Origin of the sequence: Levilactobacillus yiduensis (assembly GCF_024718525.1) — a bacterium.
Lineage (GTDB): Bacteria > Bacillota > Bacilli > Lactobacillales > Lactobacillaceae > Levilactobacillus > Levilactobacillus yiduensis.
This window is the reverse complement of record NZ_JAMXAZ010000001.1, coordinates 191,154-211,016: the sequence shown is the minus strand read 5'-3', so window position 1 is coordinate 211,016 and position 19,863 is coordinate 191,154. Positions and strand designations below refer to the sequence as shown.

The following is a 19,863-nucleotide window of genomic DNA, read 5'->3' as shown; positions in this document are numbered from 1 at the left end:
CGAAAAGGGGGTTAACACTGTGGCTCAAGAAATTGATGAAAGTTTATTACGCGATATTATTAGAAACGTTATTGCTGAAACAAAGAATGTTGACACACCAATCTCGTTCAAAGATGATTCAACTCAATCATCGAGCAGTCAAGCACAGCCTGACGAAGCTAAATCAGTAGATTGGTTTAAGCATGTCGGTGTTGCTAAGCCAGGTTATTCTCGCGACGAAGTAGTTATTGCCGTAGCACCTGCGTTTGCAGAAGTTTTGGATCATAACTTAACTGGGATTAGCCATAAGGAAATCTTACGTCAAGTCATTGCTGGGATTGAAGAAGAAGGATTGAAAGCACGGGTTGTCAAGATTTACCGGACATCTGATGTATCATTCTGTGGTGCTGAAGGTGACCACTTATCTGGCTCAGGTATTGCCATTGCTATTCAATCCAAGGGTACGACGATCATCCATCAAAAGGATCAAGAACCTTTGTCCAACTTGGAACTCTTCCCACAAGCACCAGTGATTGATGGAGATACGTACCGAGCAATTGGTAAGAACGCTGCTGAATATGCTAAGGGCATGTCACCAAGTCCTGTTCCAACGGTTAATGATCAAATGGCACGTGTTCAGTATCAAGCCCTGTCAGCTTTGATGCATATCAAAGAAACTAAGCAAGTTGTCATGGGAAAACCTGCAGAACAGATTGAAGTTAACTTTAACTAGGAGGAACCGGTAATGAGCGAAATTGATGATTTAGTAGCAAAAATCGTTCAACAAATCGGTGACACAGGTGCAACTGCGACAACGACTGCACCAAAGTCATCTGTGAAGAACGAAAAGGAATTGACTAAACAAGATTATCCACTTTACAGCAAGCACCCAGAACTTGTTCATTCACCTTCTGGTAAAGGGCTAAAGGATATCACATTGGATAATATCTTAAGCGATAAGATTAAGTCTAATGATCTTCGTATCACGCCTGATACGCTGCGTCTTCAAGGCGAAGTTGCTAAGGATGCTGGCCGAGACGCTATTCAGCGTAACTTTCAGCGAGCTGCCGAATTAACGGCAATTCCAGATGATCGGTTATTGGAAATGTACAATGCTTTACGGCCATACCGTTCATCAAAGGCTGAATTGTTAGCGATTTCAGCAGAACTGAAAGATAAGTACAATGCACCAGTTAATGCAGGTTGGTTTGAACAAGCTGCGGACTTCTATGAATCCCGTAAGAAACTTAAGGGCGATAACTAGAAGATTAATTGGTTTTCGGAATAATGAGTGGTTCCAGAATTAGCCAGGAATTAGTTGCGCACTTTGCCTAGTAGTATGGTGCCATAGGGAATTTGATGTTAGCTAAGCTGGTATCCCGCAGATTTAGTTGGTCTACAACTAACTGTGGCCAGATGGTACCACAATACTGAACGTTAGGAGTCTTCATATGCAAAAGGTGATAGGTGTCGACATTGGAAATTCGTCGACAGAAGTGGCCTTAGCGGATATTTCGGACCAAGGTGACGTGAATTTTATCAATTCGGATATTGCGGAAACGACCGGTATCAAAGGGACAACGCAAAACCTAATTGGTATAAAAAAAGCAGTGACACAAGTTCTGAACAAGAGCAATTTATCATTGTCTGACGTCGATTTGATTCGAATCAATGAGGCGACACCAGTTATTGGTGATGTAGCGATGGAGACAATCACGGAGACGGTTATTACAGAGTCTACGATGATCGGTCACAATCCAAACACACCAGGTGGAGTCGGAACTGGGTCTGGTTATACCGTAGGCCTCCTAAGCTTATTAAACGAAACTGATAAAGAACGACCGTACATTGTCTTAGTGCCCGCAAAGATTGATTTTGAGGATGCCGCACGATTGATTAATTTATACCATGATAATGGATATAAAATTACAGCGGCAATTCTTCAAAATGATGATGGCGTGTTAGTAGATAATCGATTGAAGAACAAGATACCGATTGTTGATGAAGTAGCGTTGCTAGACAAAGTGCCGTTGGGGATGATGGCCGGTGTTGAAGTAGCTGGCAAAGGGCAAGTTATTTCTCAGCTATCTAATCCGTATGGGATTGCAACACTATTTGATTTGACTGCTGAGGAGACGAAGAACATTGTGCCAGTTTCTCGGGCATTGATTGGGAACCGTTCAGCAGTTGTAATCAAAACGCCACAAGGTGATGTCAAAGCCAGAGTTATTCCGGCTGGTAGTATTCAGATTGAAGGTCGAAAGGATTCTGACAAAGTTAACGTTGCCGCTGGTGCGGACGCTATTATGTCAAAGATCAATCAATTTGACCGTATCCAAAATATTACTGGTGAGTCAGGAACTAATGTTGGTGGGATGTTGGAAAAAGTACGTCAGACGATGGCGGACTTAACTAATAAACAAAACCATGACATTGCTATTCAAGATTTGCTGGCTGTAGATACTGCTGTTCCAGTGAAGGTTCAAGGTGGTTTAGCTGGTGAGTTCTCAACCGAACAAGCCGTCGGAATTGCTGCCATGGTTAAGTCAGATCACTTACAAATGCAACAAATTGCTGATGCGATTCAAGATGAAATCAACATTCCTGTTGAAATTGGTGGGGCCGAAGCTGAGGCAGCTATTCTTGGAGCGTTGACTACACCAGGAACAACTAAGCCTATTGCTATCTTAGACTTGGGTGCTGGGTCCACGGATGCTTCGATTATCAATAAACAGAACGATATTGTTGCTATTCATCTGGCCGGAGCCGGTGATATGGTCACGATGATTATTAACTCAGAGTTAGGTTTGGATGATGTTTACTTAGCTGAGGATATTAAAAAGTATCCGCTAGCACGGGTTGAAAACTTATTCCAGATTCGACACGAAGATGGCGCCGTTGAATTCTTTGAAGAGCCATTACCATCTGAAATTTTTGCTCGGACGGTTGTTATTAAACCGGATGGGTATGTGCCAATTCCAGGTAATATGGCGATTGAAAAGGTAAAACAAGTGCGACAGAGTGCTAAAAAACGGGTATTTGTTGAAAATGCGCGTCGAGCACTGCAACACGTTAGTCCTACTGGAAATATTCGTGATATTCCGTTTGTTGTTATCGTTGGGGGATCGGCTTTGGATTTTGAAATTCCACAATTAGTAACGGACGAACTTTCTCACTACAGCTTGGTTGCCGGAAGAGGGAATATTCGAACTACCGAAGGGCCTCGAAACGCCGTTGCTACTGGGTTAATCCTAGCTTACGCTCGAGAGAGAAGGGAAGCTAATGGCTAGCATGACAGACAGGCCGGCAATACTTATTGCTCTGCCTACGGAAAATGATGTTATCCCTACAGTCTTACAACCGCTTTTTAACGGCATTGAAGAGGAAGCAATTCCTATTGATTCTAAAGTGATTGATGAAGGAGACATCACAGCCCGAGCCTATCAAGCCGCTCTAGCTTCTCGGTTATCAGTAGGAATTGGGTATGACGACCAGCAAGTCGTGGTGCATTACAAGAATCTGAAACCTGATCAACCGCTATTTGTGGTCTCGATTGATTCTGCTGAAAGGTTACGTCGATTGGGTGCCAATGCTGCTCGATTAGTAAAGGGAGTACCCTTTAAGAAATTAGTGTGATAGGTGGTTAAGTAAGATGGATGCAATTGGATATCTGGAAACTACTGGGCTACCTAGCGCCATTGTTGCAGCAGATAAAATGCTGAAAACTGCAGCAATTGGACTAATTGGTTTAGAAAATACTAAAGGTGGCGGTTGGATTACCGTTGGAATTCATGGCGATGTTGCTGCGGTTTCAGTAGCAATTGAAACAGGACGTCTGATGGTTGGAGATGCATACGTTGGATCAACGGTCTTGGCAAATCCATCTATGGGGGTTGCTGATCGGCAACCTAAGCTGATGTTTACCGAGGAGACAAACCCGACTGTTGTTGAGACAACGCCGACTGAATCCCAAACAGATAATTCAGCACCAGTTGAAGTATTTAAGCCAACCCCAAGTAAAACGACTAGTGAAAAACAGACTTCGCAAGCAGTTACGCAACCGAAGAAGGCAAAGGTAACTTGTAACCTTTGTGGTGATCCAGATTGTCCTCGCAAGCTTGGTGAGCCTCGGAAGAAATGTATTCACTACTCAGAGTTATTTGGGAAAAAGTAACCCGAATTTAAATTTAGGAGGAAATTATTATGAATAACGCTTTAGGAATGATTGAAACTAAGGGACTTGTTGCTTCGATTGAAGCTGCCGATGCTATGGTTAAGGCTGCTAACGTTGAAATGATGGGTCAAGAAAAAATTGGTAGTGGACTGGTAACTGTTATGGTTCGCGGCGATGTTGGCGCTGTTAAGGCTGCTGTCGATGCAGGTGTTGCTGCTGCTGAAAACATTGGCGAAGTTATGAGTTCATACGTTATTCCTCGTCCACACTCTGAAGTGGAAAACATTTTACCAAAGACTAACAAGCCAGCTGCTAAATAGTTTTAATAGTATCTGTGCTTAAACTGGTAGTATTAATCGTCTTGCCGAGTGTTTGATTGACTTTACACGCGGTAAGTACGACTTTGAGTCGAAGAGTCTCAGACCTCTTTAAATATTTATGATTGACATCAAGGATTGTTTAAATGACTTGCAGGATGATATGACAGTCGTAAGGTCGAGATTTTAAGGCTTAAAGTCGTGCCTATCGCGTTCTAATCTATCAGTGATTGGTAAGTGTCAGGTTACCTACTAATTTTAAGTGTGATTCTAAATAGTGAGGAAGGTATAACTGATGGACGAAACAGCATTGCGTGAGATTATTCACCGAATTATTAAAGAAGAGATGGATCCCAATCGTATTCCGATTGGTGTGTCTAATCACCATATTCATTTAACTGAAGAGGATTATAACATTCTCTTTCCAAATCAGAAAATGACTGTGTTTAAGCCCCTGAAACAACCTAATGAGTTTGCTTCAAAACAAGTTGTTGATATTGTTGGGCCAAAAGGAAAAATTGAACATGTACGTGTGTTAGGCCCTTGCCGTTCACATTCACAAGTTGAAATTGCCCGCTCTGAAGCTTTGAGAATTGGTGTTGATGCGCCTATCAGATTGTCAGGACATTTAGATGGTGCACCTTCAGTTAAGCTGGTAACGCCAGATGGTGAGGTAAATGTTCAAGGTGTCATCATTGCTAAGCGTCATATTCATATGAGTGATCAGGATGCACAGCGTTTTGGTGTAAAACTGGGTGATACGGTATCCGTTGAAATCGAATCTGATAATCGGCGGACAGTATATGATGACGTCATTTGCCGGCCACGAAAAGATTTCGTGTTGGAAATGCATATTGATACTGACGAAGCTAATGCTGCTAATGTCGGTGCCAATACTTTCGGTAAAATTGTTAAAAAGTAGTGTAAAAGAGATAGGTTGGTGATTGATTTGGAACAGTTAGTGGCTCAGGTTCTGAACAGACTCAAGCAGCGTGAAGAACATAGTTATAACTGTACTTACGAACCAGAGGCCGCCATCCCTGCGTCACAAGTGTTTTTGGACAATGCTAGTGTGACGGTAGATAATGTCTCAATTGAACTTATTGTGAGTTTATACAGGTTGGATTTTAACAATCCTTGGGTTAAGTGGTTATTACAAGGAATTGACTATCAAGTGCACATTCATTTGGTAGTTAACGAGTTAACCGTTAACTTCATTCCGCGAAAAATGTTGTTGGATTGGCCAGTCCAAATTATGACGACACAACAACAGCCAATTTTAGCGCTGTATGAACAACACCTTTCACGAGCAACACTGGCGGCATTACCAGATAAAACGATTCTGGTAGTTACACCGCAGCAACGACTAACGGCAGAAGCAACTGACGTGTTATCTGTCAAAAAGATGAAAATGCAAATGAGGACTGATGAAGATTGTATATGGCAAAAGTAGTTGGAAGTGTCGTTTCGACACAGAAAGATCCATCGCTGGTTGGGCGTAAACTGATGATTGTCCAACCGGTTAACTCCGACGGTCGGGCCGTTCGTCATCAAGAAGTTGCTGCTGATTCAGTTGGTGCTGGAGTTGGCGAATATGTTTTACTAGTTCGTGGTGCAGGTGCACGGAGAGCCAATCGTGGAGATGGAGCCGCTCGTGATGTGAATGACTGTTCAATTGTCGGGATTATCGATCGATTCGACCAGTAGGAGGTAGATGGCGACATGCCAATTTATACTAAAGGTGGCGACAAAGGATCAACTAGCCTTTATGACGGCACCCGGGTCAAAAAAGACTCGCTCCGTGTAGAAACTTACGGCACATTCGATGAATTGAATGCCAACGTTAGTTTAGCCGACAAGTTCTGCGTTAAGCCAGAAAACCAAGAGATTTTAAAAAAAATCGAGTATAAGATGTTTTTCCTTCAGGGAGAGATTGCAACGCAAGAGGCTCCCAAGTTTAACGCTAACAGTCGGGTAATAACAGATGAGGATGTTCATCAGTTAGAGAGCATTATTGATCGGTATACGAATGAGTTACCGCGAGTCGTTAGTTTTATTCTGCCAGGAGCGAGTTTAGCTGGTGCGCAGCTCCATGTTTGTCGGACTGTTTGTCGAAGAGCAGAACGTTTGTTTGTCCGTTTCTCAACTGATGTAGAAGTGAGACCGGTCTTAGAACGTTATATCAATCGGCTTTCAGATTTCTTCTATATCATGGCTCGCTCAGAGGACTACGAATTTCAAATTAACGAGCTAACTGATCGTGTTGTTAAACGATATGCTCAAGTGACGGGGCGAAAAAAATGAATGAAAAACAAATTCAAGACATTATTCGTGAGGTACTAGCTAAACAAGGAGGAACTACCATGAACTTATTTGATCGGCACAAAATGGAAAAGGTGATTGATGCCGCGGTTGCACGGGCTGATGAACTGAAGGTCGGCGTGACAATTTGCATTATGGATCAAGCCACGACACCACAAATGATGTACCACATGCCAAATGCCAATTTAGTAAGCTCAACCTTGGCTCCCAAAAAAGCTTGGTCTGCAATTGCAATGAAGGAACCTACGAAAGATATCAGTAAAGATATTCAACCAGGTGCACCTTTGTATCAAATGGAGACAATGCTGGATGGCAAGTTAGTTTCATTCCCAGGTGGGATTCCACTAGTGATTGATGGTACGGCTATCGGTGCTATTGGCGTTAGTGGTGGTCTTATTGAAGAAGACCAATCTATTTGTGAAGCGGCAGTTGCTGCGTTCTTAAAGGAGAGTAAATAGGCATGGAGACTGAAAATATTGAACAAGCTATTCGTAAAATTTTGAGTGAAGAATTAAGCAATCGGCAAAGTGCAACAGCTGCCGATGCTGCTCCTGGGAATAACGGGATCTTCACAACTGTCAACGATGCAATTGCAGCGACAAAGGAAGCACAGATCAATTATGCTGATCAACCAATCTCCGTTCGGAACCAGGTTATTGATGCTATCCGTGAAGGCTTCCGGCCATACATTCAAGAAATGGCAGAACGTATTCATGAAGAAACTGGCATGGGAACTGTTAGCGCCAAGGTCGCAAAGCTAAATAACGCTTTATACAATACGCCTGGTCCTGAAATCTTGCAGCCAGAAGCTGAGACTGGTGATGGTGGCCTGGTAATGTACGAATATGCACCATTTGGTGTAATCGGCGCCGTTGGTCCAAGTACTAATCCTTCCGAAACGGTTATTGCCAATGCCATTATGATGTTGGCTGGCGGTAACACGTTGTTCTTTGGTGCTCACCCGGGCGCTAAGAATATTACGCGTTGGACAATTGAAAAGTTGAATGAATTTGTGGCTAAGGCAACAGGTTTACATAACTTAGTCGTCTCTCTTGATAAGCCATCAATTGAATCTGTCCAAGAAGTTATGCATCATCCTGATGTCGCAATGCTTTCCATCACTGGCGGTCCATCAGTTGTCCATGAAGCTTTAATTAGTGGAAAGAAGACGGTTGGTGCCGGTGCTGGTAATCCACCTGCCATGGTTGATGCGACAGCCAATGTTTCATTGGCTGCTCACAACATTGTGGACTCAGCTGCTTTTGACAATAATATTTTATGTACTGCAGAAAAGGAAGTTATTGTTGAAGCACCTGTTAAAGATGAACTTATTCAAAAGATGCAGGCTGAAGGTGCGTTCTTAGTTACTGATTCAGCTGACATTGAAAAGTTAGCAGATATGACAATTGGGCCTAAGGGCGATCCTGACCGGAAGTTTGTCGGTAAGGATGCAACCTTCATTTTGGACAAAGCGGGTATTCGTTACACCGGGGAACCAACGCTGATTATCTTAGAAGCTTCTAAGGATCATCCATTGGTAACAACCGAAATGCTGATGCCAATTTTGCCAATCGTCACTTGCCCAACTTTTGCTGATGTATTGGCAACGGCTACTGAAGTTGAAGGTGGATTACACCATACAGCTTCAATCCATTCAGAAAACTTACCTAACATCAATAAGGCGGCTCACCGTCTGAACACGTCAATTTTCGTTGTTAATGGGCCTACTTACTGTGGTACTGGTGTAGCAACTAACGGTGCTCACAGTGGTGCTTCTGCTTTGACGATTGCGACGCCAACTGGAGAAGGTACCGCAACGTCGAAGACTTATACTCGTCGTCGTCGGCTCAACTCGCCAGAAGGGTTTTCACTACGGACTTGGGAGGCATAGAATATGGAAAAGTTTTCACTCGCAACTGATATTTATTCCGGCAACGATAGCTTAGAGCGGTTGCATTTACTCAAGGGCGAGACAATCTTTCTCGTATGTGATGCCTTCTTACCAGATACGCCTACTCTGAAACGAATTTTAGCGCAAATAGATGATAGCAATGAAGTTAAAATCTATGCGGATGTTAAGCCAGATCCACCGTTAGCTAATATTATTGCCGGTGTTAAGCAATTCGTTCCGATGAAGCCTACAGTTGTTATCGGTATTGGCGGTGGCTCAGCAATTGATACTGCTAAAGGAATTCGCTTCTTCGGTGAGAAACTTCGGCGGCAAGACATCAAGAAATTCATTGCGATTCCAACGACTAGTGGAACCGGCTCGGAAGTCACACAACACTGTGTATTGTCTGATCCTGAAAATCATAAGAAATACCCAATTATGGAGGATTTCTTGAGACCAGACGAGGCATTACTTGATCCGCGGTTGGTCATGACGGCGCCTAAGAGTGTAACAGCTTACTCAGGCTTGGATGTGTTGACCCATTCTCTGGAATCACTTGTTGCGGTTGATTCCAATATGATTACTGAGGGTCTATCTGAAAAAGGCGTGGACGTCATCACTCATGATTTGGTTACCTGTTACAAGCATGGTGAAGATGAGGCAGCTAGAAAACGAGTTCATGAAATTTCTTGTGCGGCCGGGATTGCCTTTAGCAACGCTGGCTTAGGAATTTGTCACTCGATTGCCCATCAATTAGGGGCAAACTTCCATGTTCCTCATGGCTTAGCCAACGCAATGCTCTTACCATACGTAGTTGCATACAATGCTGAACATGATAAGACCGCTTGTGCCAAATACGCACAAGCTGCTCGAAAAGCTGGTCTTGCAGCTAGTGGTATGGGAGATCGCGTAGCGGTTCACCGATTAATTAACTGCATCAAGCAAATGATGCTTCAGATGGATTGCCCACGGACTTTACAAGCGTTTGGTGTAGATGCTAAAGATGCCCTTGCCAAAACTGATGTCATTGTGGCTAATGCTAAGCAAGATGCAACGTTCCCAGGAAACCCAGTAGTGCCAACCGATGAGGACTTGGCTCAAATTTATCAACGTGTGATTAAGTAAGCGTTGTAATTATGCTGATCGTTTTAGCGGTCAGGTGCTGCGCCTGCGGGTACCCTGAAACTAAAGGGCAGCCTACAGACCTGTGCCTGACCGCTTTTGTTTTAGAACAATGATTGATTAAAAATAGGTATCCCTTAGAGAGGAAGTAAGCAGATGTCAGAAAAGATTTTAGCGATTAATGCGGGGAGTTCTTCCCTTAAATTTAAGCTTTATGATATGCCAGAAGCGAAAGTATTAATGAGTGGACAAGTTGACAGAATTGGCAGCCAGACGGGTGAATTCAGTTATGCGATTGCTGGTAGTCGGAGTAAATCGGTGGCACCAATGCCAGATCATATGGCAGCGATTCAACACGTCATTGATACGCTGCTATCTAGTCATGTGATTCAGAGTAAAAATGAAATTTCGGGTGTTGGTCACCGAGTTTCTCATGGGGGACGCTACTATTCTGAACCGGTACTAATTGATGAAGATGTAAAGTCTAAAATCAAGGAATTATCAGTATTGTCTCCTTTGCATAATCCTGTTAACTTGATGGGAATTGAGGCATTTGAAAAACTTTTGCCACATGCCAAGGAAGTTGCCGTTTTCGATACGGCGTTTCATCATACAATTCCTGCAAAGGCCTATATGTATGCATTGCCATATAGCTACTATAAGGATCATGGTATTCGTCGATATGGGTTCCATGGGCCTTCTCATGAATATATTGCGCAAAAGGCACAAGAACTTTTTGGGGCAGAACGGACGCATCGTTTAATCTCTTGTCATTTGGGTAACGGTGGTAGCTTGACGGCAATTCGTGACGGTAAGTCGATTAATAGTTCGATGGGATTTACCCCACTAGCAGGAATCGTCATGGGGACACGCTCTGGGGATATTGATCCGGAAATCATTCCTTTCATTGAAGAGGAGTTCAACATGGATTCTCAGGATGTGCGAAAGATGCTGAATCATGATTCTGGCTTGCTAGGAATCTCAGGGATCTCTAACGATATTCGTGACTTGGATAAAGCAGCACAAACAGGCAATGAACGGGCCCAGCTCGCATTGGATGTATATGCACATCAAATTCAACAGTATATTGGGGCATACACCACTGATTTGGAAGGTTTAGACACGCTAGTCTTTACGGCTGGAATTGGTGAACATTCAGCATTGGTACGGAAAATGGTCTGCTCTCGCCTAAGGTATCTTGGTGTGAAGATCGATGAGGCTAAGAATCAAGCAAATGAAATCAGTATTGAGGCTGAAGACAGTCGCGTGAAAGTAGCCGTGATTCCAACTGACGAAGAAATCATCATTGCGCGGGATGTAATGGCTGTTTTGGACTGAACGAGAGGGTGTAACTATGGGAAGACAGATTGACCGAACGATTCAGGAATATGTTCCAGGAAAACAGGTTACGCTGGCACATATTGTAGCTAATCCAACGGCGGATATTTATGAAAAATTAGGTATTCAAACACCTAAGAATGCTTTGGGTATTTTGACAATTACTCCCAGTGAGGCCTCAATTATTGCTGGAGACGTTGCGACAAAATCAAGCAATGTCGAACTAGGGTTCATTGATAGATTTAGTGGTTCAGTGGTTATCGTTGGGGAAGTATCCGAAGTGGAGGCAGCTTTGCGTCAAGTTGTTGAGACGCTGCATAGCCTATTAAACTTCGATATACCAGAGATAACGCGAACATAGATGGGAGTGGGAAACGTGGCCAAAAACTTTGAATTTGATCATCCACAGCGGTTGTCTGGAATGCAGCTTCGTAACGGCTATTGCTTAGCGCCTTTATCCACACGGACTGCTCGCTTTAGTGGTGAGGTCAGTAGAGATGATTGCTATTTTCATGAAATTCATGCAAAACAGGTTGGCATGGATATCGTTGGATCGGCTTACGTTCATCCCAGCGGGTCGACTGTGACCGGCTCAATCAGTGTTGCTGACGATCAAAAAATTTCTGGCCTACATCATCTTGCCAAAACCATTCAAGGTCAGGGAGCACGTGCTATCTTACAGATTGTACATGCTGGCAGAATGACCAATCGTATTGCAACCAATGGTGCACCAGTTGTCGCACCGAGTACTGTAACAGCTACTCACGGTAAAGTAGATGTACCTATGACTTTAAGTGTGGATGATATTTATAAGATTGTGGATCAGTTTGGGGCGGCAACGCAACGGGCAATTCTCGCCGGATTTGATGGTGTGGAAATTCACGGGGCCAATAGCTTTTTACTTCAACAATTTATGTCACCTTTAACGAATAAACGTACTGATCAGTTTGGTGGGAGTCTTGCAAATCGGGTTCGTTTTCCTTTAATGGTAGCAAAACGAGTCTTGAATGTTTCACAACAAGCGCAACAACCGTTTGTGGTGGGGTATCGATTGTCTCCCGAAGAGATTGAACCTCATGGACTAAGCATAATTGATAACCTTGCATTAGCTCAGTTACTGACGGCTTTGCCATTAAGTTATTTGAGTCTGTCAATGCGAGATTATAATCAAATGCCAGTAACACAGATAACTGATAAGTCCGTGCGAGCTTTATTTAAAGGTGTTGTCGGGAACTTGCCATTGATGGTGGCGGGCGGTATTAAGGGTGCTACTGACGTCTGCCAACTTGAGGGTTCTGCTGATTTATTGGCGATTGGGCAGCAGTTGATTTTGAATCCTTCGTGGCCCAGTGACTTGCATCGCTCAAAAGGACAGCCAGAAAATGAAATATCGGATGCTTGGCAAGCGGGGTTGCCGCAGTCAATTTTCCGATATTTGTAAGAAGGAGGGATAGACTTTGCCAGAGAGACTATTAAACCTGACTGCTGGATTTAATTTTCGAGATTTAGGCGGTTATCAAGGGAGCAATGGCCGAACCGTGAAATGGCGTAAGCTGTGGCGCACTGCCCATCTTGCTAGCCTAACAGCAGAGGACTCTCAAAAATTGATTGATGCCGGAATTGGTGTTGTCATTGACTTAAGGTCTACGGCGGAAGTGCAACAATTTCCGGATCAGTTAGGATCGCTGCAGTCAATTCACTTACCAGTTTTTGATAATGATGAGACAGAAAGTGCGGCCTCAGCTGCCGAGTTAGAACGTCTCTTTTCGCGAGAACATCGTGGCGGCTACTTGCGAATGATGCGAGTCTATCGCAGGCTAGTAATTTCTCCCCAAGCGCAACAGGCTTATAGTGAATTCTTGCAACTGATTTTAAAATTGGGCGGTCAATGTGGCATTATATTTCATTGTTCAGCGGGAAAAGATCGAACGGGAATGGCAGCTGTCTTTTTACTACGAGCTTTAGGCGTAGCACCAGAAACGGTGTTGGCAGATTATTTACTGACTAATCCGGCCTCTGAGAAGCACATTTCTGATAGGGTAGCCGCTGTACCAATTGGTCCTGGCCGCCAGAACTTTAGACAGTCAGTTCGTGATTTAGCTTCAGTACATTCGGATTATTATAATCAGGCCATGTGCTTAATTAATTACGAGTATGGGGGAATGTCAGCTTACTTGACAGAAATCTTGCGCTTCTCATTAGCAGATCAGGCTAAATTGCAGAAATTATATTTGGTATGATTTTGTTTTGGGTATGCATGTGTGTAAGATAGGAGGGAGTTTGATGCGGCGTTCAATGTTTATTGGTGCAATTGGTTGTGGCAAAACAACATTGCTGCAACGCTTAAAGGGTTTAGCAATTCAATATGATAAGACTCAGTCTGTCGAATTCTATGAAAATATTGTTGATACACCGGGCGAATATATTGAACATAGACGGATGTACACCAACCTTGCAACAACAGCAATGGATGTAGACTTAGTGGTCATGTTACAGAGTGCTACTGATAAGCGGCTCATTTTCCCAGAGGCCTTTAGCACGATGTTTGGCCGACAAGTCATTGGCGTCGTTACAAAGATTGATGTTGCCGACGACAAGGATGTTTCGTGGGCAGTTCAGCAACTCAAACGGGCTGGTGCACAGAGCGTGTTTGAGGTGTCTGCTCTGAATGGCGATCATACTGAGGATCTTCGCCAAGTCATTGATGGCTGAAGTGTTCATTCCTTTTTTTAAATTAAAGTTAAACAACGGATAAAGGGCGAGCGCTAAAATTATGAAATATTAGGTGTTGCGGCCTTTTTATCTGAAAAGCGAATCCACAGTTAGTCATGACGGCGCCTAAAAGTGTTACCGCTTACTCCGGACTGGATGTGTTGACGCATTCGCTGGAGGCGCTGGTATCCAAGGGTGCGAATACAATCACTGATGCCTTAGCCGAAAAGGGCATTGACGTGATTACCCATGATTTGGTAGACTGCTATAAACATGGGGATGACGTTGAGAAACGCCAAACGGTTCACGAGATTTCTTGTGGTGCCGGGATGGCGTTCACCAACGCCGGCTTAGGATTCTGCCACGCGATGGCCCATCAACTGGGGGCCAACTTCCACGTGCCTCATGGCTTAGCTTGTGCAATGCTGTTGCCACACGTTGTGGCTTACAATGCCAAACACTCTGACTTGGCGTTGCATAAGTATGCTGCAGCAATTCGCAAAGCCGGGTTGGCTTCCCACGGCTTGAGTGACCGGTTAACGATTCAACGGCTGCTCTCACGGATTCGTCAGATGATGATTCAAATGGATTGTCCCCAAACGTTACGAGCCTTCGGTGTTGATGTCAAGGACGCTGAAGCCAAGACTCAAGTTGTCATTGACGACGCCAAGTTAGACGCGACGTTCCCTGGCAATCCAGTGATTCCAACTGATGACGACCTAAAGGCCATTTACCGGAAAGTCATTCGGTAAATATTCTGGAGATAGAAGGAAAGATGACGTATGCCAAAAATTTTATCTGTTAATGCGGGGAGTTCCTCGTTGAAATTCAAACTGTACGCCATGCCAGCAGAAGATGTTGTGATCAGTGGTTTGGTTGACCGAATTGGCCATTCCGATTGTATCTTTACTTATGATTATCAGGGCGCAAAACATAAATCGGTTCAAGCGGTCCAGAATCATACGGAAGCGGTCCAACTGGTCACGGACGCCTTGCTCGACAGTGGTGCAATCCAAGACAAGTCAGAAATCGTGGGGATTGGTCACCGGGTCGCACATGGTGGGCGAGACTACACGCAGTCAACTGAGATCACACCAGTGGTCCAACAGAAGATTGCGGACCTCGCGGACATGTCCCCCTTACACAATCCGGTTAACTTACTGGGAATTGAGGCGTTCGAGAAGCTCCTACCAGACGCACGAGAAGTGGCTGTCTTTGACACGTCCTTCCACAGCACGATTCCGTCCAAGGCATATATGTATGCGCTACCATTTGAATACTACGAAAAATATGGTATTCGGCGGTACGGATTTCACGGGCAATCTCACCAATACATTTACAGTGAAGTCAATCGGCGCTACGATCAGGACTTTTCTCGGAAAATCATTTCCTGCCACTTGGGGAATGGTGCCAGCGTTTGTGCCATCAAGGACGGGAAGTCTGTGAATACGTCGATGGGGTTTACGCCGTTGGCTGGTCTGGTCATGGGGACGCGTTCAGGAGATGTTGATCCCAACATCCTGCCGTTCCTAGCAGAGAAAGAAGATCTCAGTGCCGCTGACATTCGCCAAGTTTTGAACCACAAATCTGGGTTGTTAGGCCTCTCGGGCGTTTCCAACGACGTGCGGGATGTGCTTAAGGCCGAAGCGGATGGCAACAAGCGGGCTGAGCTGGCCTTACAAGTGTACGTCCATCAGATTCAAACCTACATCGCCGCGTACACGGCTGATCTGGGTGGCTTACAGACGCTGGTCTTCACGGCCGGTGTCGGTGAACATTCAGCGCCAATTCGTGAACGGGTCTGCGCTGACCTGGAATACCTGGGTGTGAAGATCGATGCGGATGCGAATCGGGATAATGATCTTGATATTTCTGCGGCCGATAGTCGTGTGAAGGTCTTGGTCATTCCAACGAATGAAGAATTAGTCATTGCACGGGAAACAGAGAAAGTTGTAGATAGTTAGGGAAAAATGGAGTAGTGGAAATACTGACGCAACGAACATTGTCATTCTACTTAATATCAGACTTGGCATAAACAAGTCCTGATGACTAGGTATTTTTGCGCCTAAGTCGGTGAATATTTCTTATCAAACGGTTAGGAACGTTAAAGAAGGTGTGAGAAATTTGAAACGAATTGGATTATTAGCAGGTAGTCTGCGAGCAGAGTCTTATGCGCGGAAAGTGGCGCGTAATCTGGGGTTGTTGGTGCCCAACACGGTCCTGGCGGAGCCTATCTCGATTGCGCACCTCCCCTTGCTCCATGACCATTTGAGTCGCCGCGAACAGGACGCTTGTCAGGCATTTAAAGAGCAGGTTCAGCGGATGGATGCATTTTGTATCGTCACGCCGGAGATCAATCGGGGAATTCCAGGGTGTTTGAAAAATGCTTTGGACATTGCCTCGGTCTCTTACCAAGGAAGCCTGTGGGAACATAAGCCGGTGTTGATTGCCTCAGTTTCAACTGGCAAGTTAGGCGGCCTGAGTGCCAGCCAACAGTTAAAGCAGTTAGCGTTGGTCCTAGGCATGCAGCCCGTGCAACCCACTGAGATTTACATCAGTGATGTGCGTCGGTTATTTGCGGACCATGAGGTGCTGACGGATGACTCGGTACTGCCGTTCTTGAAATTAGCGGTGGATAATCTGATTGCCGCAATGCCGGGTGAAACGCCAACGTCGACGCTGACCTTTCAGATTGGGACAGACAAGATTCGCCTGTTGCAACAAGAAAAGCAGGTTGGCCAAGCGACGTTCCAGTGGAGCACCGGTTCGCTGGTTATTTCAAGCATTACGATTGAACCTGAGTTCGAACACCGGGGATTAGCAGGGCAGTTGATGCTGAAGTTGATCATGATTGCTCGGTTATTTAATTTGGGTATTGTTGCGAAGTGTTCGTACTCACAAGCATTCTTTAAGCAACATCCAGCCTTGGGAAAGGCGCTGCGTCTGCAGTAATTTAGCGAAATTTTGATAGTGAGGTGGCAGGTGTGCTAACGAAAGAACCGAACTTATTAGAAACAGCCAATCAGCAGTTAAGCCAGTTTGCAGAAATTGTTAACGGTGATCACGCGACTCGGGCAGTAACAGCAGAAGATACGCTGCGCGTGGGTATTGATCTGGGGACCTCGTCAATTGTGATGGTAGTGTTAGACCAAGACGATAACGTTATCTATGGTAATTTTGAATATGATCACGCCGTTCGCGATGGTCTGGTGGTAAACTTCATGGATTCCGTCAGGATCTTGACGCGACTCAAGCAACAAGCAGAGGACGTCTTGGGCCAGCCACTGACCACGGCTTGTGGGGCTATCCCGCCTGGTACGGGGGATGGTAGCGCTAAAATTGTGACGAATGTCATTGAGTCTGCTGGCTTTGAGTGTCGCGCAGTGGTTGATGAACCGACTGCGGCGGCAAAGTTTTTACGCCTAAAAGATGGTACCGTCGTTGATATTGGTGGTGGGACCACCGGTATTAGTATCTTTAAGCGCAAGCGACTGGTTTACGTGACGGATGAGGCTACCGGTGGGGCGCAAATGACCATGGTGTTATCAGGCCGCAATCATTGGTCCATGGATGAAGCCGAGAAGGTCAAACGAGACGTTTCGCGTGAGACCGAAGTCTTTGCAACGATTCGACCAGTCGTTGAGAAGATGGCGGCAATTACCAGTTCAGCCACGAATGGCCGGCCGCAACAGCCAGTCATTGTTGTGGGTGGGGCCATTAACTTTAAGGATTTCGTCAAGACGTTTAGTAAGGCGTTGGGGACGACGGCCGTGAAGCCTGAATTTCCACAATTTGTGACGCCGATTGGCATTGCGATGTACGATCGAGATAACTGAAGGTGAAGGGACGCTGAGTGCAATGAGAAAGGCGATGTTTGTGGGCGCAGTTGGGTGTGGCAAGACCACGCTGATTCAGCGGCTGCATCATGAAACGATTAGTTATGACAAGACACAGGCCGTTGAATTTCGTGGGGGGATTATCGACACCCCGGGAGAATTCGTGGAGCACCGCTACCTGTATCCCTCGTTGATGACGCTGTCAGTGGGGGCCAAAGTCATTGTGGCCATTCAAAGTGCGCTTGATCAGCGAGCTGTCTTTCCGCCGGCCTTTACGACCATGTTTCCGGTCGAGACCATTGGCGTGATTTCAAAGGTCGATGCGGCCAGTTCCGAGCAAATTACATACGCCGAGGACCGATTGAAAAACGCTGGTGTGAAGCAAATCTATCAGTTGTCCTCGGTGACAGGGACTGGCGTTACCGATTTTGAAAAAGTACTGAATCAATTAACAACGGTTGTCAATGCGTGATGGGGTTTGGTGATTAAAGATTGCAAGTACAAAGACACCTGCTAAGATTCGGACGGAGAGTAAAGTCATTAAACTAGTCCACGTTCATCACCTGCGGCTGTCAGAGATTTGGGGGCTGGCCGCCTCCCGTCCGCCAAATATGAGCCGGAACGCGGTGGGCGGCGGGACGAGCCAAAGGGCGGTCTCGTCTCCGCGACTTTGAGCCGAAGAACGCGTCTCAAAGTCGCCAGTTCTCTAAACGGCATGAACCGCGCCGCTAAGGGAACTCCCACGGCTGAGCTCATATTTGGCGAACGGTAAGGCGGCCAGCACGGACCACATGACGTTCAGAGACCAATTTTGCCGTACTGTCAAACTTGCAGCCTTTGGTTAAATGAATAACGGTTAACAGGCATTTTGCTGAGATATTTTGGCAAAATGTTTTTTTCTGCCCAATTTGCCCGCAAAATAGGGTACGCTAGAAGGAATCAAGTTAAAATGAGACGGAGGTCTAGCCATGACAAAATACCGGTGGCAAGCCAGTGCCCTAGTGCTGGTAGCGTTTATGTTGGGGTGTAATGAATTTATGGTAGTGGGTGTGATTTCTGATATTGCGCGTTCCTTGCGAGTGACGGTGGCAACGGCGGGGTATTTGGTGACCATCTTTGCCATCGTTTATGCCGTCAGTACACCACTGATCACGGTTCTAGCCAATCGGTTCAGCCGCTACAAGACCCTCATGACGCTGCTGGTAATTTTTTTGATTGGCAATACCTGGAGTGGGTTTGCCACGAGCTACGGTTGGTTCTTGGTTTCACGAATGCTGACGGCTGCGGTGGCTGGCGCGATTGAATCGCTGATTATTTTATTTGCCAATGACATTGCACCGCGCAACAAACGGGCCATGTTAATCTCCTGGCTGGCGGCCGGATTTAGCATTGCCTCGGTCGTCGGGGTACCGATTGGGACGGCCATCAGTACGGCTACCAGTTGGCACGTGGCCTTTCATTTGATCTCCGTGCTCAGCTTGTTGACCTGCATCGTGATGGCGCTGCTACTGCCCCGTGACTTGCCACAGACGCCCGGCGGTATCAAGGACCAATTGGTATTGTTGACCGACAAACGAATTTACTTGGGGGCCGTGTTGATTCTCTTTTCCGCGGCTGCGCTGTACGCTTATTACACGTACATTCGGCCGTTGCTGACCACCGGACTGGGATTCAGTACCACCGCACTGAACTGGTTACTGTTTGTGCTGGGCATCATGAGTATCTTTGGCAATCGCCTGTCCGGGTCGGTAGCGGAGCGAAGCGGGCTGAAAACCATGCCACGGTTCTACGTGGTCGACATCCTTCTCTTACTGTTACTGCCAGTCGCCTTACGTACGCAAGTGACCGGGTTCGGTCTCCTGCTGGTATTGACGCTGATCATCTCCGTGGTGAATTCGCCAATTCAGATTCACTTCCTAGATGTGGCCGAGGCCGACTATCCTCAGGCGACTTTACTGGCCTCGTCGTTAAACGCCATCTTCTTTAACATTGGTATTTCCGTGGGGTCGGCCACGGCATCACTGGTTCTGACACACGCGGGACTCAAACAGTTGGGACTGGGTGGCGCCGCCTTTGCCGGGCTATCCCTGATTGTGGCCATCGTGTTAAACCGGGTGATTGCGCACCATCAAGCAACTGAGATTTCCCGGCCAACTGAATCGTGAAATCAGT

General features: G+C 45.7%; 24 protein-coding genes. All 24 read left to right on the top strand.

Annotated elements, in window-relative coordinates; all coding sequences use genetic code 11:
• The first annotated feature begins 19 nt into the window (after nucleotides 1-19).
• The 24 genes from NGM66_RS01075 (at nucleotide 20) to NGM66_RS00960 (ending at nucleotide 19,856) form a co-directional block, all read left to right on the top strand.
• Nucleotides 20-712, top strand: a complete 693-nt coding sequence (locus NGM66_RS01075; RefSeq protein WP_208908479.1) for a propanediol/glycerol family dehydratase medium subunit — start codon at nucleotides 20-22, stop codon at nucleotides 710-712.
• A gap of 12 nt (nucleotides 713-724) precedes the next feature.
• Nucleotides 725-1,243, top strand: a complete 519-nt coding sequence (locus NGM66_RS01070) for a diol dehydratase small subunit (RefSeq protein ID WP_208908481.1) — start codon at nucleotides 725-727, stop codon at nucleotides 1,241-1,243.
• A 187-nt stretch (nucleotides 1,244-1,430) separates the two neighbouring features.
• The gene (locus tag NGM66_RS01065; protein WP_208908484.1) at nucleotides 1,431-3,269 is read left to right on the top strand and encodes a diol dehydratase reactivase subunit alpha; all 1,839 of its coding nucleotides are present in this window, start codon (nucleotides 1,431-1,433) and stop codon (nucleotides 3,267-3,269) included.
• Complete coding sequence (locus NGM66_RS01060; protein WP_208908486.1) at nucleotides 3,262-3,615, top strand: glycerol dehydratase reactivase beta/small subunit family protein; 354 nt, start codon at nucleotides 3,262-3,264, stop codon at nucleotides 3,613-3,615. The genes NGM66_RS01065 and NGM66_RS01060 overlap by 8 nt, the downstream gene beginning before the upstream one ends.
• Nucleotides 3,616-3,631: 16 nt before the next feature.
• Nucleotides 3,632-4,153 (top strand): BMC domain-containing protein, encoded by a 522-nt coding sequence (locus NGM66_RS01055; RefSeq protein WP_208908488.1) that lies wholly within the window; start codon nucleotides 3,632-3,634, stop codon nucleotides 4,151-4,153.
• A 26-nt stretch (nucleotides 4,154-4,179) separates the two neighbouring features.
• The gene (locus NGM66_RS01050; RefSeq protein ID WP_308706587.1) at nucleotides 4,180-4,473 is read left to right on the top strand and encodes a BMC domain-containing protein; all 294 of its coding nucleotides are present in this window, start codon (nucleotides 4,180-4,182) and stop codon (nucleotides 4,471-4,473) included.
• A gap of 292 nt (nucleotides 4,474-4,765) precedes the next feature.
• Nucleotides 4,766-5,392 (top strand): phosphate propanoyltransferase, encoded by a 627-nt coding sequence (locus NGM66_RS01045; RefSeq protein ID WP_208908493.1) that lies wholly within the window; start codon nucleotides 4,766-4,768, stop codon nucleotides 5,390-5,392.
• A gap of 18 nt (nucleotides 5,393-5,410) precedes the next feature.
• Nucleotides 5,411-5,923 carry a PduM family microcompartment protein gene (gene pduM / locus NGM66_RS01040; protein ID WP_245155312.1) on the top strand — a complete coding sequence of 171 codons (513 nt, stop codon included), beginning with the start codon at nucleotides 5,411-5,413 and terminating at the stop codon, nucleotides 5,921-5,923.
• On the top strand, nucleotides 5,905-6,177 hold the full coding sequence (locus NGM66_RS01035; RefSeq protein WP_208908498.1) for a EutN/CcmL family microcompartment protein: 273 nt from the start codon (nucleotides 5,905-5,907) through the stop codon (nucleotides 6,175-6,177). Before pduM ends, NGM66_RS01035 begins: the two co-directional genes overlap by 19 nt.
• 15 nt (nucleotides 6,178-6,192) lie before the next feature.
• The gene (locus NGM66_RS01030) at nucleotides 6,193-6,774 is read left to right on the top strand and encodes a cob(I)yrinic acid a,c-diamide adenosyltransferase (protein WP_208908500.1); all 582 of its coding nucleotides are present in this window, start codon (nucleotides 6,193-6,195) and stop codon (nucleotides 6,772-6,774) included.
• Nucleotides 6,771-7,250, top strand: a complete 480-nt coding sequence (locus tag NGM66_RS01025; RefSeq protein ID WP_208908502.1) for a GlcG/HbpS family heme-binding protein — start codon at nucleotides 6,771-6,773, stop codon at nucleotides 7,248-7,250. Before NGM66_RS01030 ends, NGM66_RS01025 begins: the two co-directional genes overlap by 4 nt.
• Before the next feature lie 2 nt (nucleotides 7,251-7,252).
• Entirely contained in the window at nucleotides 7,253-8,683 is a 1,431-nt protein-coding gene (locus NGM66_RS01020; protein WP_208908504.1) for an aldehyde dehydrogenase family protein, read from the top strand.
• Nucleotides 8,684-8,686: 3 nt separating this feature from the next.
• A complete protein-coding gene (locus tag NGM66_RS01015) occupies nucleotides 8,687-9,808 on the top strand; it encodes a 1-propanol dehydrogenase PduQ (protein ID WP_208908506.1) in 1,122 nt (373 codons plus the stop codon).
• A gap of 153 nt (nucleotides 9,809-9,961) precedes the next feature.
• Nucleotides 9,962-11,143 carry an acetate/propionate family kinase gene (locus NGM66_RS01010; protein WP_208908514.1) on the top strand — a complete coding sequence of 394 codons (1,182 nt, stop codon included), beginning with the start codon at nucleotides 9,962-9,964 and terminating at the stop codon, nucleotides 11,141-11,143.
• Nucleotides 11,144-11,159: 16 nt separating this feature from the next.
• Nucleotides 11,160-11,504 carry a BMC domain-containing protein gene (locus NGM66_RS01005; protein WP_208908516.1) on the top strand — a complete coding sequence of 115 codons (345 nt, stop codon included), beginning with the start codon at nucleotides 11,160-11,162 and terminating at the stop codon, nucleotides 11,502-11,504.
• 15 nt (nucleotides 11,505-11,519) lie between these two features.
• Complete coding sequence (locus NGM66_RS01000) at nucleotides 11,520-12,584, top strand: oxidoreductase (protein ID WP_208908518.1); 1,065 nt, start codon at nucleotides 11,520-11,522, stop codon at nucleotides 12,582-12,584.
• A gap of 16 nt (nucleotides 12,585-12,600) precedes the next feature.
• On the top strand, nucleotides 12,601-13,383 hold the full coding sequence (locus NGM66_RS00995; RefSeq protein WP_208908520.1) for a tyrosine-protein phosphatase: 783 nt from the start codon (nucleotides 12,601-12,603) through the stop codon (nucleotides 13,381-13,383).
• 43 nt (nucleotides 13,384-13,426) lie between these two features.
• Complete coding sequence (locus tag NGM66_RS00990; RefSeq protein ID WP_208908522.1) at nucleotides 13,427-13,855, top strand: EutP/PduV family microcompartment system protein; 429 nt, start codon at nucleotides 13,427-13,429, stop codon at nucleotides 13,853-13,855.
• A 116-nt stretch (nucleotides 13,856-13,971) separates the two neighbouring features.
• A complete protein-coding gene (locus tag NGM66_RS00985; RefSeq protein ID WP_208908525.1) occupies nucleotides 13,972-14,607 on the top strand; it encodes a dehydroquinate synthase/iron-containing alcohol dehydrogenase family protein in 636 nt (211 codons plus the stop codon).
• A gap of 30 nt (nucleotides 14,608-14,637) precedes the next feature.
• A complete protein-coding gene (locus tag NGM66_RS00980) occupies nucleotides 14,638-15,819 on the top strand; it encodes an acetate/propionate family kinase (protein ID WP_208908527.1) in 1,182 nt (393 codons plus the stop codon).
• A 160-nt stretch (nucleotides 15,820-15,979) separates the two neighbouring features.
• A complete protein-coding gene (locus tag NGM66_RS00975; protein WP_208908536.1) occupies nucleotides 15,980-16,807 on the top strand; it encodes an NAD(P)H-dependent oxidoreductase in 828 nt (275 codons plus the stop codon).
• 32 nt (nucleotides 16,808-16,839) lie between these two features.
• Nucleotides 16,840-17,691 (top strand): ethanolamine utilization protein EutJ, encoded by an 852-nt coding sequence (gene eutJ / locus NGM66_RS00970; protein ID WP_258115327.1) that lies wholly within the window; start codon nucleotides 16,840-16,842, stop codon nucleotides 17,689-17,691.
• Nucleotides 17,692-17,713: 22 nt separating this feature from the next.
• Nucleotides 17,714-18,163: a EutP/PduV family microcompartment system protein gene (locus NGM66_RS00965; RefSeq protein ID WP_208908548.1), complete on the top strand. Its 450-nt coding sequence runs from the start codon at nucleotides 17,714-17,716 to the stop codon at nucleotides 18,161-18,163.
• A 496-nt stretch (nucleotides 18,164-18,659) separates the two neighbouring features.
• Complete coding sequence (locus NGM66_RS00960) at nucleotides 18,660-19,856, top strand: MFS transporter (protein ID WP_208908551.1); 1,197 nt, start codon at nucleotides 18,660-18,662, stop codon at nucleotides 19,854-19,856.
• The last annotated feature ends 7 nt before the right edge of the window (nucleotides 19,857-19,863 follow it).

What these genes read in the sequence shown, in the direction of transcription:
- NGM66_RS01065 (WP_208908484.1), top strand. Translation starts at nt 1,431, where the DNA reads ATGCAAAAGGTGATAGGTGTCGACATTGGAAATTCGTCGACAGAAGTG.
- NGM66_RS01045 (WP_208908493.1), top strand. Translation starts at nt 4,766, where the DNA reads ATGGACGAAACAGCATTGCGTGAGATTATTCACCGAATTATTAAAGAA.
- NGM66_RS01020 (WP_208908504.1), top strand. Translation starts at nt 7,253, where the DNA reads ATGGAGACTGAAAATATTGAACAAGCTATTCGTAAAATTTTGAGTGAA.
- NGM66_RS01055 (WP_208908488.1), top strand. Translation starts at nt 3,632, where the DNA reads ATGGATGCAATTGGATATCTGGAAACTACTGGGCTACCTAGCGCCATT.
- NGM66_RS01015 (WP_208908506.1), top strand. Translation starts at nt 8,687, where the DNA reads ATGGAAAAGTTTTCACTCGCAACTGATATTTATTCCGGCAACGATAGC.
- NGM66_RS00965 (WP_208908548.1), top strand. Translation starts at nt 17,714, where the DNA reads ATGAGAAAGGCGATGTTTGTGGGCGCAGTTGGGTGTGGCAAGACCACG.
- NGM66_RS01005 (WP_208908516.1), top strand. Translation starts at nt 11,160, where the DNA reads ATGGGAAGACAGATTGACCGAACGATTCAGGAATATGTTCCAGGAAAA.
- NGM66_RS00980 (WP_208908527.1), top strand. Translation starts at nt 14,638, where the DNA reads ATGCCAAAAATTTTATCTGTTAATGCGGGGAGTTCCTCGTTGAAATTC.
- NGM66_RS01030 (WP_208908500.1), top strand. Translation starts at nt 6,193, where the DNA reads ATGCCAATTTATACTAAAGGTGGCGACAAAGGATCAACTAGCCTTTAT.
- NGM66_RS01070 (WP_208908481.1), top strand. Translation starts at nt 725, where the DNA reads ATGAGCGAAATTGATGATTTAGTAGCAAAAATCGTTCAACAAATCGGT.
- NGM66_RS00960 (WP_208908551.1), top strand. Translation starts at nt 18,660, where the DNA reads ATGACAAAATACCGGTGGCAAGCCAGTGCCCTAGTGCTGGTAGCGTTT.
- NGM66_RS01010 (WP_208908514.1), top strand. Translation starts at nt 9,962, where the DNA reads ATGTCAGAAAAGATTTTAGCGATTAATGCGGGGAGTTCTTCCCTTAAA.
- NGM66_RS00990 (WP_208908522.1), top strand. Translation starts at nt 13,427, where the DNA reads ATGCGGCGTTCAATGTTTATTGGTGCAATTGGTTGTGGCAAAACAACA.
- NGM66_RS01060 (WP_208908486.1), top strand. Translation starts at nt 3,262, where the DNA reads ATGGCTAGCATGACAGACAGGCCGGCAATACTTATTGCTCTGCCTACG.
- NGM66_RS01025 (WP_208908502.1), top strand. Translation starts at nt 6,771, where the DNA reads ATGAATGAAAAACAAATTCAAGACATTATTCGTGAGGTACTAGCTAAA.
- NGM66_RS00985 (WP_208908525.1), top strand. Translation starts at nt 13,972, where the DNA reads ATGACGGCGCCTAAAAGTGTTACCGCTTACTCCGGACTGGATGTGTTG.